At 39.3% G+C, this 13971-nt stretch carries 8 protein-coding genes and 3 tRNA genes; 3 read left to right on the forward strand and 8 right to left on the reverse strand.

The genetic code is table 11. The annotated features are described in order from the left end of the window. Nucleotides 1-101: 101 nt before the first annotated feature. From der to era, 3 genes are all read right to left on the reverse strand, one after another. The gene (gene der, locus DBR40_RS01565; RefSeq protein WP_124558055.1) at nucleotides 102-1403 is read right to left on the reverse strand and encodes a ribosome biogenesis GTPase Der; all 1302 of its coding nucleotides are present in this window, start codon (nucleotides 1401-1403) and stop codon (nucleotides 102-104) included. A 155-nt stretch (nucleotides 1404-1558) separates the two neighbouring features. Then, nucleotides 1559-2065 (reverse strand): TlpA family protein disulfide reductase, encoded by a 507-nt coding sequence (locus tag DBR40_RS01570; protein WP_124558056.1) that lies wholly within the window; start codon nucleotides 2063-2065, stop codon nucleotides 1559-1561. Nucleotides 2066-2080: 15 nt separating this feature from the next. Further along, nucleotides 2081-2977, reverse strand: a complete 897-nt coding sequence (gene era / locus DBR40_RS01575) for a GTPase Era (RefSeq protein ID WP_124558057.1) — start codon at nucleotides 2975-2977, stop codon at nucleotides 2081-2083. A 114-nt stretch (nucleotides 2978-3091) separates the two neighbouring features. Between era and DBR40_RS01580 the strand changes: the two genes are divergently transcribed. Further along, nucleotides 3092-3167, forward strand: a tRNA-Met gene (locus DBR40_RS01580). A 28-nt stretch (nucleotides 3168-3195) separates the two neighbouring features. Continuing rightward, nucleotides 3196-3267, forward strand: a tRNA-Glu gene (locus DBR40_RS01585). A 425-nt stretch (nucleotides 3268-3692) separates the two neighbouring features. On the opposite strand, the gene DBR40_RS01590 is transcribed toward DBR40_RS01585, so the two are convergent. From DBR40_RS01590 to DBR40_RS01605, 5 genes are all read right to left on the reverse strand, one after another. After that, the gene (locus DBR40_RS01590) at nucleotides 3693-4040 is read right to left on the reverse strand and encodes a DUF4844 domain-containing protein (RefSeq protein ID WP_124558058.1); all 348 of its coding nucleotides are present in this window, start codon (nucleotides 4038-4040) and stop codon (nucleotides 3693-3695) included. Between the two features lie 182 nt (nucleotides 4041-4222). Beyond that, the gene (locus tag DBR40_RS01595; RefSeq protein WP_124558059.1) at nucleotides 4223-4471 is read right to left on the reverse strand and encodes a hypothetical protein; all 249 of its coding nucleotides are present in this window, start codon (nucleotides 4469-4471) and stop codon (nucleotides 4223-4225) included. 46 nt (nucleotides 4472-4517) lie between these two features. Then, nucleotides 4518-4916: a hypothetical protein gene (locus DBR40_RS26950; RefSeq protein WP_233603774.1), complete on the reverse strand. Its 399-nt coding sequence runs from the start codon at nucleotides 4914-4916 to the stop codon at nucleotides 4518-4520. Next, complete coding sequence (locus DBR40_RS01600; RefSeq protein WP_124558060.1) at nucleotides 4900-8532, reverse strand: DUF6443 domain-containing protein; 3633 nt, start codon at nucleotides 8530-8532, stop codon at nucleotides 4900-4902. The genes DBR40_RS26950 and DBR40_RS01600 overlap by 17 nt, the downstream gene beginning before the upstream one ends. Nucleotides 8533-8550: 18 nt before the next feature. Beyond that, nucleotides 8551-12462 (reverse strand): PKD domain-containing protein, encoded by a 3912-nt coding sequence (locus tag DBR40_RS01605; protein WP_124558061.1) that lies wholly within the window; start codon nucleotides 12460-12462, stop codon nucleotides 8551-8553. A gap of 1433 nt (nucleotides 12463-13895) precedes the next feature. On the opposite strand from DBR40_RS01605, the gene DBR40_RS01610 reads away from it, so the two are divergent. Beyond that, a tRNA-Met gene (locus tag DBR40_RS01610) sits at nucleotides 13896-13971 on the forward strand.

The raw sequence follows: 13971 nt of genomic DNA on the forward strand, positions 1-13971 counted from the left end.
GTGAAAACAGATGTTTCATTGTATTAAGCATAAAAAAAGCAGTGCTGTTTTCCTGTTGGAATACCTGCACTGCTTTTTGCTTTCAGCTTTAGCCTTTAAGCTTATTTCTGTCTGAAGAAAATCTGGATCGGCGAACCCGCGAAATCAAAATTCTCTCTCAGTTTATTCTCAATAAAACGTTTATACGGATCTTTGATGTATTGTGGTAAATTACAGAAGAAAGCAAACATTGGCGATGTTCCGTTAATCTGCGTAATGTATTTGATTTTAATGTGTTTACCCTTTAATGCCGGTGGTGGGAAACTCTCAATCAATGGCAACATTACATCGTTTAACTTCGAAGTAGGAATTTTCTTTCCACGGTTCTTATAAACATCCAAAGCAGCTTCAATAGCCTTAAAAATACGTTGCTTATTTAATACCGAAGTAAAAATGATCGGCACATCAGTAAACGGACGAATGCGTTCTTTAATCTGATCTTCGAAAGCTTTCATCGTTTGGGTATTCTTTTCAATCAAATCCCATTTGTTTACCAAAATTACGATACCTTTTTTGTTCTTCTCGGCCAAATGGAAGATATTGATATCCTGGCTCTCAATTCCTTCTTGTGCATCAATCATCAATACTACCACATCAGCTTCTTCTAAAGCTTTGATGGTACGCATTACCGAATAAAATTCAAGGTTTTCTTTAACCTTTGTTTTTTTACGCAGTCCGGCAGTATCAATTAACATAAACTCATGCCCAAACTGGTTGTAGTGAATTTTAATCGAATCGCGGGTAGTACCTGCATTGGCAGTAACAATATTTCTTTCTTTACCGATTAAAGCATTTACCAAAGAAGATTTACCCACATTCGGGCGACCAGCAATGGTAATTTTCGGCAACTGGTTTTCTTCCTCAGGGATATCATCAAATTTTTTGACAATTTCATCCAGCAATTCTCCCGTTCCTGAGCCCGTCATCGACGATAAAGGGTAAACCTCGCCTAAACCAAAACCATAAAAAGTGTGTATTTCGTTATAAAGTGCAGTGTTATCTACTTTATTTGCCGCAACAAAAACAGGCTTATCGCTTCTGCGTAAAACCTGTGCAATATCATCGTCCAAATCAGTAATACCGGTAGTTACATCTACCATGAAAATTAACACACTGGCCTCTTCAATGGCGATTAATACCTGCTCGCGAATTGCAGCTTCGTAAACATCTTCTGAATTGGCTACATAACCACCAGTATCAATTACGGTAAATTGCTTATCGGTCCACTCTCCCACTCCGTAATGTCTGTCGCGGGTTACACCGCTCATATCATCTACAATGGCTTTACGGCTTTCGGTTAATCGGTTAAAAAGGGTGCTCTTGCCTACGTTTGGCCTGCCTACGATGGCTATAATATTACTCATGGGTGTTCTTTTGATAGTTAATGGCTTATAGTTAATGGTCGTGGTGTTTAGGCAAGCTGCTTAAACTATTTGGCTATCAGCCATTGACTATCAACTACTAACCGATTTATTTCGGGCTGCAAAGGTACGGTTAATTTTCGTAACCTCAGTTAATATTAATTTTTATACTTCTCCAAAAGTCCTTTTAGCACTTCTTCTGTGAGTTCATTATCCTTTAATAATGGAAAACCTTCCCAACGCACAACACCCTTCGGATCGATTAAAATGGCATGCGGAATACCTTTAACCTCCAGCTGATTTTTCACAGCAGCTTTGGTATCGATTGCTTCGAAGTAATTAATTTTAGGATTATTAAAAGCTTCTACTTTTTCGGCAGATTCATCAGAAACGCCTATAATAACTACTTTATCGGCGTACTTTTTCTGAATATCGTTTAACGAAGGAATGTATGCCCTGCACGGACCACACCAGGTTGCCCAAAAGTCAATTAACACAAATTTACCTTTCGTATCGGGCTGTTTTGAAATCCATTTTTCCACAACCAGCTCTGGCGCTTTTTCGTTCAGGATTGATTTGGCCCAAAGTTTTTTACCATTGTTCGATTCCTGGGCGGCAACAACCGCGCTTACGAACAACAACAAGATCGTTATGCTTTTCTTCATCCTTAAAAATCGAAATTAATTATCGTATCCGAAACTTTTTAGATAGTTCTTTTTACTTCTCCAATCGGGAATAACCTTAACAAACAACTCAAGAAAAACCTTGGCATCTAAAAACTTCTCAATTTCAATCCGCGCTTCAGTACCAACTTTCTTCAACATGCTGCCACCAGTACCAATCAAAATATTCTTTTGCGAATCGCGTTCTACCACAATTTCAGCACTTATTCTAATCATCTCACCTTTGCCATTTTTAAGCGGCTCTTCTTTAAAGCTTTTTACAATTACCTCGGTACTGTAAGGAATTTCTTTCTGATAGTTTAAAAAGATTTTTTCGCGCACGATTTCAGAAACAAAAAAACGCTCAGAGCGATCGGTTAAATCTTCTTTATCGTAATAAGGTGGGTGTTCAGGCAGCATTTCCAAAACGCGATCCAGCAAACCATCCACATTGTGTTTATGCAGCGCAGAAATGGCATAAATAGCAACTGGCTTTAATTTCTCATTCCAGTAAGCAATTTTCTCGTCCACCTGCTCCTGCGTAGCCTGATCTATCTTATTAATCAACACAATTGTTGGAATATCCTTGTTCAGGATTTTCTCCAGCACATCATCTTCATCATGCACTTCATTAATATCGGTTACGAATAAAAGTACATCCGCATCTGTTAAAGATCCGTTAACGAAGCTCATCATACTTTCCTGCAAACTGTATTTTGGCTTAATTATACCGGGGGTATCAGAAAAAACGATCTGATATTCTTCTTCATTTACAATTCCTAAAATACGGTGCCTTGTAGTTTGAGCCTTAGGTGTAATAATACTAAGTCGTTCGCCTACAAGCACATTCATTAAGGTTGATTTACCTACATTGGGTTTACCTATTATACTAACAAAACCTGCTTTATGCGCCATTGAAATATTTTTTAAAAAAAATTTGCAGTACAAAGAAACGAATTATATCTTTGCATTCCAATTCGGAAACAGGGTTAAGGATTTAATTCAAAAGAAAAAACGAATTATATAGAGTGCGGGGTGGAGCAGTTGGTAGCTCGTCGGGCTCATAACCCGAAGGTCGCACGTTCGAGTCGTGTCCCCGCTACCAAAAGAGTTGAAAGACACTCTCATTTAATGGCCCGTTCGTCTAGGGGTGAGGACGCCAGATTTTCATTCTGGAAACAGGGGTTCGATTCCCCTACGGGCTACGAAAATCAATATCAAATGATGTCAAAACCCTGCAAATCAAACATTTGCAGGGTTTTTTATTGATATCAAAAACCTAAAATATGCATCAATTCACAATACAAGTGTGTAATTCGGTGTGTATTTAAAGTTGAAAACACTACGCACCGAGCTCTTAATAAATAACTGAACATCAACATGTTTACCAATTAAACATCTTAATACAGGTGACCTACAATCTTACTTTTGTTTCACGCTAAGTAAGTAATTATGAAAAGTAATTTCCATCAACAAGCTTAAACAACAGTTGAATAGTAATTTAACTCTTTAATTTAGTCCCCCACGGTAAATGTTACCCCCCAAACATATCATTTTTTTTTTTTTTTGGGGGGGGGGTAACATTTTATAATTCTAGTTTAGAGATTGGACGGGACTTGTACCCTATCGTTTAATAGTCTTCTGGATTAAATCCATACAACCAGGTATTCAATATTCCACCAGATGATTCTAATTCAACGGCATCCATCATTTTCTCAAAATACAAGCAAACTGCTTCTTTATCTTCAGTATCCAATCCATTTTCAATTTCTTCAATCTTTTTGATTGTAGAAGATATTATTTCACGAAACATATCGTCACTACCATTCTGCTTAATTACATACTGAAATTCATCTACACCATTTTTTAATATTGAAATAATATGGACATCAGTTAAAGCTGGACTTTCAACTTCAAAAAATATTCTTTGTTCCTTGAGTAATTCAAGTTCTTTAATTTTTTTAGCTTGTTCAATCATAAAGTTTTTTTCTCTTAAGAAACTCTGAAGCCAAACTAGAATTAACTTCAGAGTTAGATTTTTTCGAAATAACTAAATAAACCAATTTCAATGATCCCCTATCATGATTTTAGACTAAATACCCCGCTTTCAATAAAAACTGCATTAAACAGTTTTGTTAAGAAGTCACTAAAATCCAATATTTAAACAAATACCACTAATAAGGAAGTATCAGACTCACTTTTATTTCCAGTATTTCTAGTTAGAGCAAAATTTTGTTTTTTCTCAAAATCTAAAAATGTTGGCAATAAAGTAACCTTCCAAGGTGAATTAAATTTACTTTCAAGAACCCATTTTTTCTCAATCATTCTGTTTACTGAAATTCGCTTGTTATTAGCTTTCCCCACAAAAGTTAATAAAATAAAAACGTAAGCAATAAAAGTGAGTTTCAAATTGGAATCAATTAATAAAATGAAAGAGCAATAACTATAATCGCGTTTATTTTTGGTTAAAAATGTATGCATATAAACCAACAGAAATAAAACCGATCAAAATAATTATCCAACTGAAACATCTCATAATCTTGGTATCCCATCTACCACCAATCAACTGTGTATAAATTATTTGATATTTTCTTTTAAACAAAATATTATAAAAAAAGTAAATCAACAACACTAGAAAAATTGGATATAAAAGAAGAGCTGTTGGCCTTCCTCCCGTAACTAAATTAACTATTACACAAACGAAGGTAACAATTAGACAAGCCAGTGAGCATGCTGTAATTGCAAAAGCAGTCCAATGAGGAACATCGTTTCGATAACTACCGTCATTGTAATAGGAATTGTATATATGAAAAAAAATTATTTTTACAATATTCATATTAATTTGTTTTTTCATTAAACACATAATTTAGTGCTTTTTCAGTTACCCCAGTTGCATTTAAAACTCCCAATGTTAAAGAAACTCCAAGTCCAATTGGATTACTTTTTATAAATAGTGAAGCTACATTTATGCCTACTTTAGCTAAATTGGTATAACTAAAATCTTCAGACATGAGCTCCACTACAGAAGTTACTACACTCGTAATTCCTAAAACTTTTCCTGCCGCTCCAAGTATATTGTTTACCTTAGAAACATTTTGGAAACTTCTTGAAAATGCAGCTACATACGCTCGAGCAGCGCTTGTTGCAGCTCTACCTATAACAATCCTCTCTGCTGCAGCTCCATTAACAGCGAGAAATGACTGATACACAGAAATCTTATCACCCCATTCGCCAATTTTTCCACTTGCCTTAGAAATTAATGATCCAAAATCTATCCAAGACGTATTATTTGTTGATGTTTGTTTCGAGTTACCTGCATAAAATGTCCTATACTCACCACTCACTCCGTTTTTTTGTATAGAATTGCCATTTGCATCTCTATAGAATGCCCCATATGTGAGATAACCATCTTTATCTGATTTTAATGCTTGGATCCCTGTCCCCTCATAAAAAGCCTGTGAAGCAGAAGCATAATCTTGTGCCCAACCGTTCTTGCCCCAGGTACCATTATTACTCATTGTCTCCGCACCGCTGGTAAAGCCCTCCAAATTAGAACCAAATGCACTAAAGCCAGAACTGCCGTTCCAAGACGCCCCATAACTTTTGGTATAAGCAAGTGCAGTATTCCAAAAATCAGCATATTGCCCGGTAACCGGACCAGCAGCTTTATCGCCCAGGGGATCATTAAAGATAAGCGGGCTATTCAGCGCATACTGGTACACCGTCATACTTTCGCTGGCCTCAGCCAATGGGTCGGTTGCGATAAATCGTCCCAATGCCGCATCGTACATCCGGTAAAAGGTTTGCTGCAAATCCGGTAAATCGCCAAAATCGTTCTGCCATTCACTACCACCATTATACAGTTTTTTGTTGGCTGCTGTTGGCGTTACACTTCCGGGCATAGTTAAGCCAAAAGGGTAATAACTGTTCTCTTGCCTTACCACTGCAACACCGCCCTGCTCCTCAAAACTTACCCGAACATTACCCTGCTGGTCTTTGATCATGTACTCGGGCTTTAGGGTGCCGCTGTTGTTACGTACCCGACCTTCTGCCATACCAAAATAAGCCAATGCATTATCTTCATAAACAAAACCGCCAATATAATCGGTGGTTTTTACCAGGCTGCTGTTATCAAAAGCCTGTTTTCTAATCAGTCCTCCTCCGGCATCATAAGTATAGGTAATGTACCTACCACCAGCTGTAGTTACCGTAACCTTATCTGTACGGTTCAGTAGATTATAATCCAGGTTAATTCCCTTTTTGGCATCGCTGGTCATATTGCCCGAGGCATCATAGTCATAGCCCGCCCCTGATCCTGTCAGGTTCTTAAAACCAAATAAACCATAAGATCCTCCGTTACCATCGCTTACATTACTTAGCCGGTTGCCATCGTAACTATAAGTCAGGTCATCCACTGCGGCAATGCTGCCACTTAATACGGCATTACGCTGTAAAGTTAATATATTTCCGTTCAGGTCATAGCTGATATTTTTTTCATCGAAAGCGCCACTATTGTTCCAGCCGCCACCGCCACTGCGCTCGGAATAAACAGCAGCACTTAACCGCAACAATTTATCGTAAGTAAACTTGTAACTCCGCTCGTTGCCAGTAACCACCCCTGGAGCATTTACTTTCCATTTTACCGCAGAAAGCGCTCCATTAAAATAAGCATTGTTGCCAATACCGCTATCACTTTGGCTATACAATAGCTCCATCCCAAACACATCGTTATTATCGTCATTTTTATCATCCACACTCAAGCCACTATTATTAATGCTGGTTATCTGCCCCCGTATATTGTAGCGGTAATCTACAGACTGCAGGTAACTTGCCCCTCCATTGGTACTGTGTAGTTTGCGGTCTACCAGCTGGCCAAGCTCATTGTATTCGTAAGCACCCGTTCTTATCGGTGTTCCCCCGTTATACGATTCATCTACAGTTTTTAATCTATCCCTATGGTCGTAAGTATATTCGGTTTGTACAACCGTTGTTACGGTTGCCACCTGTACAACCCGGCTACGGAGTGCTTTGCCTGTAAAATCGGCTACAGTGGTACTTAGGCTGTTTACGGCTGTATTAAGCTGGTTATTTCCCTGGCTCTGGATCAACCTGCCTTTTGCATCATAAAACATAACACTGGTTAACCAGATATTGGAAAGACCACTCCCAACAGTTCGCTTCCTCATCATGGTGGGTAAGCCATTGGTGTATGAACCTTGACCGGCCTCCCCTGCCATACCCTGCCCCTGATAGGCATAATCAGCAGAACCATTCCCGTCCAGATCATAATCATCATAATAACTATACGCTAGAGGCTCCGTATCACTGGCTGGGAAACAGTTGTTCGTATAGTAGCCCGAAGACCCATTCCCGTTACGTTCCTCATAGGCATTGCTATAACTAAGTCCATTTACATAACCCTGCATTGAAGCTCTACTGATATAGCTGCCATTGTAATAAATTCCCTGTATTATGGGCGTATTACGGCTATCATATTTAATGTAGTTCCATTTCTGTTGCGAGCGTAAGTTTGCATCCTGGGCCAGCACCACCCTATCGAAAGGATCGTATACCAGATAGGTGGTACCGCCCCCAGGGACTGTCCGCTCTACCTGTCTTCCCCTTTCATCATAAAGATAAATAAAGAGCAGCTTTTGGACTTCAGGCTGTTGAAGGCTATAATTGCCATAGCTATCCATCAGGGCTGCAGCTTTCGGCGGTACAATGAAAACCAACTGGCCTAAATCATCATACACATAATAGGTTTCAACCCAGGTAGTCCCGCCCTGATTTAAAAGCTGTTTTTTTAGTATGGTTCTGCCATTATTATCGGTGTAGCTTACCGTTTGGCTATTTTCCCCATCGGTACCGCCATTTACCGAAAGTGTACCGGCATCAAAGCTACCATTGGCTGAACCATCCGCGTTCCACCTCCGGACAGTTTCACTGGAAAGATTTGTCCTATAGGTAAAACCATTCTGGTGCTCTCCAATCTGGAATCCACTGCCAACTGACCCTGCCTGAAGGATCCGTTGCATCGGACTGTTATCAAAGAGCTGCTGACTATAGGGGTTTGCATCAATTGCTGTTTTCTGGCCACTCGTTGCGTAAAAACTGGATTGCTCCGATATTGCATTTGTCCGGAATGCGCCATTGGCATTTGAAGAAGCATAGGGCAGGTAACCGACTACTTGTCTTCCAAGGTTGTCATAGGCCACCGGCTGTACAATATCTTTTCCTGAAGGGCTCGCTCCAACTGCAACAGACTGTATGGGCCTGCCCATACCATCAAAATAAGTCCGTGACGTTGTCCGGTCTGCCAAGGGGAGTGCGAAAACCTGAACGTCTGTAGTTATTCCCGGTACCTTTACCACATCCTCTTGCACATAACTTCGATTCTGTCCGAAGACAGCGTTTGCATACAAACCAAATACTAAAATAAGGGCGCTGAATTTATATTGTATTTTCATGATTGAGGGCTAAAATAGTTATTGAACTTCCTCCACCACACACTCTTCAGTAGAGGTGGAAAATGAGATCTGCTGCTTACCTGACAAGTTTACACCATTGAAATAATAAAAATAATTATTGGCAGGCTGCGAGATCAAGCAATCATTGACCACACCAGTTGTAGGTGTAGTATAACTTTGGTACCTGATTGAACGGTAGCCGTAAGGATTGCTGGAGGTATACTGTCCCGGAGCACTGATGCGAATATTATAAGTTCCCGAACCGACAAATACATTGCCAGAGGCAAAATCGGAATCATTGAAAACATAGGCCAAAGTTGTTCCCTGATAGAAGCTGATTGTCATGCCACCACCATAAACCCTCACGTTTTCAGTAGAATTTGTTACTGTAACCGTTTTAGTGTCGCTCACGGTTCCGTAAGGGGCAAGTGATTTGGTTAAGGTTACAGAATAACTTCCCGGTGCAGTATAAGTATGCAGAATTTGCCCGTATAATGCAGAGCTATTGGTTGTTGAGCTACCATCTCCAAAATTCCAGGTGTAAGAAAGCCCTTCACTGTCCCAGTTAGAAAGTGCGCCATCTGAAAAATATAATGGATAATTGGTATTGGCATGATTTGCATCGTACGAGATTTCAGCCTTATAATTATCCTGATCGTTTTTAGAAATGTAAGTCTTTTTTAAGGTAATATTTTTATTGTCATCCAATACATTCTTTAACCGGAGCCACTTATCGTATATATAATACTCCGCCCTTCCGTTTGTATTTGTAGTAGAGGTTTTCACAAAAGAATTCTCATCATAACCCGAAGTTGACACTAAGGCATCGGCAGGATAAAACATAATATCGTCAATCAGTATAGCTGTTGAGCTCTGGAAAGAAATAACAAAAGAATCAGGGAAGCTGCCAACAGGTATCCTGGCTTGATAATACTTCCACTGCCCCCCAGTATTACTATAAGGCAAGGTTTGGCTGACGCCATTAGTAGACACATTGATATTTCCGGATGTAGCGGTGTTTATCCATAGCGAAAAGAGGTAATACTTCCTTCCTGTAAATTTGGTTACTGTTCTGGAAAGCGTATTTCCAGCATCTAAGCTGAACGCATGGCTTCCCGACCTTGCCGTAGTTACAAAACTTGATATAGCAGGATTAACCGAATATGTAAATCCTGTTTCCAAATAGTGTAGTTCAAAATTCTCATAGGCAACCTCACTAATGCCCGCATGTTCGAATATTGCTACCGGACTGGAGATAAGCTGATCGGTAATTACCGCCTTTTTATTGATTCCGTTCGCCAGTACAGTAGTTGGGTTGGCGTTTTTATCATAATCAAGTATTGTTTCCCTGGCGACATAGCGCGAATCTTTGGAAAACACCCCACCGGTAATACCAGAAGGTTGAAAATCGCTTACTCCAACAGCATTTAAAAAATTGAACTGGTGAAAAGGAAGATCCAGGCTAGGACGATAGTTAAAGCCCCAGGTCTTAAAATCCATTAGCGACGCCGAAACCGTACGGTTTACCCCATTACGCTCGAGCTGGCTATAAGATTCTACAGGAATGTTAACACCTTGAAGTGCCAGATTATAAATAGACTGCACCATTGGATCTGATGAAGTTGAGGCACCGTAATCCTTAATATACTTAAAATAGGTTCTTGCCGTACTTCCGTCGCTTTTAACCTGAGTTTTAGTGGTCACTTCTTTATGTTGGGGGCTGCCATAGAGATAACTGGTAGTGATATGGTTCGCCTGGATAACTGAAGGTGCATCAAAAACAGTATTATCTTCCTGTGCAATCAGATTACCTACTCCTGCATACAACGTATATTTTGAATAAGCCATAGCACCGGCATTTCCCTCAAACCTTAAGGCATTAATAACCAGTGGTGAATTGCTGCGCGCGTAAGTATAAACCGATTCACTTACCTTGTTCCCGTTTTCATCGTACTGGCCAAGCTTTTTAATCAGCCCCCGTTCAAAATCATAATTGGTATTTGGTGCAAATGGGTAGGTATTCTTCTCATTGGTCATATAGCTGCCACTAACACAACTGGCCCGCCCAAAATTGCTAATCGTTGGAGACCAATCACTACCCCAGCTATTGTCCCAGTTAGTAGCAGGAATAAGATATTCATAAAGTGAGCTTCCTGCGCCAGGTTTTGAAACCCTTATGTGGCTATAAAGTATTCCTGTATCCTCCTGAGAAATATTTTCCTCTAAGCGGATAACTGAATTCTGAAGCATATATTCTGTAGTACCAGAACCATAAAAAGGTGTGGTAAAAGATAACAATGGTACACTCACTGGTTTTCCACTAGATAAACCTGCTACAGGGTTGAGATAACTATAGTTGGTTACAATATTTCCTGAGGGATTAACTCCATCACTTATGGTTAGCTTTTTTACTCTCAAACCTCCTCCTTGTATCACAGTGCCTGCCGTTGCATCAAAGTAATCATTCGGTTCATATTCGAACGAAGTACTACCCCCGTTTTCATAGGCATAAATACTAGAAAGCGTACCAGCCATCATTGCAGTCTGATTAACACCCCTTGTTGCGCCTGAAACCGTATAATTATAAGTGCCCGATGCTCCTCCAGCTATATTTCGGTAATGCTCGCGGGAAGGATCTGAAGGATTAATATAAACCTGAGGAAGAAGGGAGCTTTCCGAACTTCCATTATAGTAACCCCATACATCAATCGCCTTAGAATTGGAATCAGGGAGATTCAAAACCCCACCGTCATTACTGATACCGTTGTAGGTAAAATAAAGATCTTGTTTATTATTAACCCAAATCCTTTCAAGCAATGTCTTGTTTGCAAAACTGTTATTATTTGTTTTATAGCTGTAGTAACTAAAAAAATACTTCTTTCCCATGCCCGTGATAGAATCAATAAGCGGGGCACCAGACGTTGGTGCTGAACGGTAATGAAATTCCAGCCCTTGATTGAAAGCAACATCATCCCAACCTCCATAGGTTATCCTGGAAAGCTGGGTCTGGTTTGTCCAGTTGGAGATGGTAAAAGGGTACATTGTTGTTGTGCTCGTACCCTGCGAAAGCGCTAAACGATCTGTCCCAGCAGAGAAAGAAGACTCACCATAGAAAAAATCAAATCCAGCACCTCCAATATCTTTAATACTGCTTATATTCCAGGCACTAACATATTCCAATCCATTCTGAAACTGCTGGTACTCACGCTTAAAAAAACTTATTGAGCCAGGGCTTGACGATAATGTGTGCTTTGTCGAGGTCTGCAATGCTGCAAAAGTATATTTGGTGCCTGAAGCAGTTGTGATTACGAAGCTTTTAATCCGGCCATAACTGCTATAATGGGTTGGAACACTTGTTTCATATTCATAGCTCACCTTTATATCCTGGTAAGGTATTGTCCTCACATTATGATCGGCATCAAACACCAGTTTACAGCTTAGCCCGGGTGCATTTACTATAAAGATATCTGGTTCGGTATCGGAAAGATCCGAGAAATTACTATTTAAGTAAGCCAAGTCATTCGACTCATCTGTGCAGGTCGACTGGTTGTTATCGTTGTTTATGTTAAACGAATTAATCTTCGAACCATTTGTATTATTCAGCCACCCCAAACGCTGATTACCCATATTGTCTTTCAAAGACTCGTCAGGCAATCCCCTCAACTGCCGGTAAATTCCTCCTCCTGCTTGCAGGTTCCAACCCAGACCACCGGTTCCCTCCGCTTCCTTAACCTTGATACCGCTTCCGGTGTAATTTAAACTTATCGGCATCGAAATTTTCCCGCTACGCAATTCGTAAAGCGGCATATTCACTGAGCCTGCACCGGTTAAATTGTTAACTGATGCCAATGGAAGTTGCGCAAAGAGATTGTTGTTCTTTAGCAACAGCATAATTAGAAAAACAAGTAATTTAGAAATGTTATTCTTCATGAGAGTTTATTAGGTGTCTGTGATATATTATTCTTATTCGGTCTGACATTTCTGGTAACTGACGAAAGGCCCCCTTATCCAGGAGCTATTTACCCAATCCATGAGGGAAGTGCACACTTGAGGCAAAAACCAGAAATTTATTGAATGACTATTAGAGGGAATTAGAGATATGGAAATCGTAGTATTTTAGCCTAATAAAATTGGCATTAGAATTTCCAACGGAGCTTGGACTTGAGGCGTAATTTTTAGATACCATATTTTGGGTTAATTTTGATTAACCTAAAGTGTGTCATGTGTTTGCTTCTTGGAAAAATTTTACACCAACCATTCGATTTATCTGACGAAAACCCTATTTCTGGGCTCTTACAAAAGTATTGCATTATTACTAACAAGAGTCAAAGTCTTTTATCAGTAATTACGAGCAGCCTAAAATAAAGAGAAAGCTTAGAAGCCATCTCAATAAAAACAAATCACATACAATCTACTGACAACAAGAGTATTATCAAAAAAAATCAACATAAATAGAACGGAAATAATGGAATTGATTTTCGCATCGACAGTTAGCAAATGTCTGCAAGACTAAATTTAAAAAACAATCCGTATGCAGCTTAAACGCGAAATGGCTGGCCACTTTTGTCGAAATACCTACTCAGCAAAAAAAAGAGCGCTCAGATTTTCCGCCTGAAAGCGCTTTAATTGACAATTAATCTAAATTTATTCTGATCCTTTACTGATGACAACACTCGCCACCGTTTGCCAGTTTTGAATAACCCAATCATAAAATGGTTCATCTGCAGAGCCACCTTTCCAAATTACATAAAGCTTTTTACCGTCTTACCAATATAGTTTCTGGCAATACACTGTTTCAAGGATAATGAGATTCGTTTCATTAGATATGATTTGAGCATTAAAGAATTTCAAATCCAATCTATTATCAGGTATTTATACAATTTAAAACATACAAGCTTAACGTGCAGATTATCCTTTATTTGTGGGATACGATTATTCTAGGATTAATTTCACCGAAACTTAGCGCCTGATTTACCCGCATCCGATGACGATGCGGGCAAACAGGACTTTTAATCAACATAACTAACCAAAAATTATATCGAAATGCAAAAAATCTATGGCCTAAGAACAAGAGAGAAAACCATTATCCTTATTTAGATTCATTTTAAACAAAGAAACAAAGCAATTGTGAACTATCCAAATCTTTTTACAAAAAGTAGATTAACATAAAAAAGTTAAAAATATTTTCATCATACAGACACACACTAACCCATTCATTTTAAAAAACTTATGCACCAATACTAAATACTTCATGGTGGAAAGTTTAATTTTTAATGGAAATATTCTTTTAAAGGATTTGGAAATTCGAAAATAAAGCCTACTTTTGCACTCCCTCAAACGGATATTTGAGGCGAAAAATAGAGTGCGGGGTGGAGCAGTTGGTAGCTCGTCGGGCTCATAACCCGAAGGTCGCACGTTCGAGTCGTGTCCCCGCTACCA

The organism is Pedobacter sp. KBW01, from assembly GCF_003852395.1.
In the GTDB taxonomy this organism is placed as follows: domain Bacteria; phylum Bacteroidota; class Bacteroidia; order Sphingobacteriales; family Sphingobacteriaceae; genus Pedobacter.

Coding starts and splice junctions, on each gene's coding strand:
- der (WP_124558055.1), bottom strand. CDS start 1,403: ATGAGTAATATTATAGCCATCGTAGGCAGGCCAAACGTAGGCAAGAGC.
- DBR40_RS01570 (WP_124558056.1), bottom strand. CDS start 2,065: ATGAAGAAAAGCATAACGATCTTGTTGTTGTTCGTAAGCGCGGTTGTT.
- era (WP_124558057.1), bottom strand. CDS start 2,977: ATGGCGCATAAAGCAGGTTTTGTTAGTATAATAGGTAAACCCAATGTA.
- DBR40_RS01590 (WP_124558058.1), bottom strand. CDS start 4,040: ATGATTGAACAAGCTAAAAAAATTAAAGAACTTGAATTACTCAAGGAA.
- DBR40_RS26950 (WP_233603774.1), bottom strand. CDS start 4,916: ATGAAAAAACAAATTAATATGAATATTGTAAAAATAATTTTTTTTCAT.
- DBR40_RS01600 (WP_124558060.1), bottom strand. CDS start 8,532: ATGAAAATACAATATAAATTCAGCGCCCTTATTTTAGTATTTGGTTTG.
- DBR40_RS01605 (WP_124558061.1), bottom strand. CDS start 12,462: ATGAAGAATAACATTTCTAAATTACTTGTTTTTCTAATTATGCTGTTG.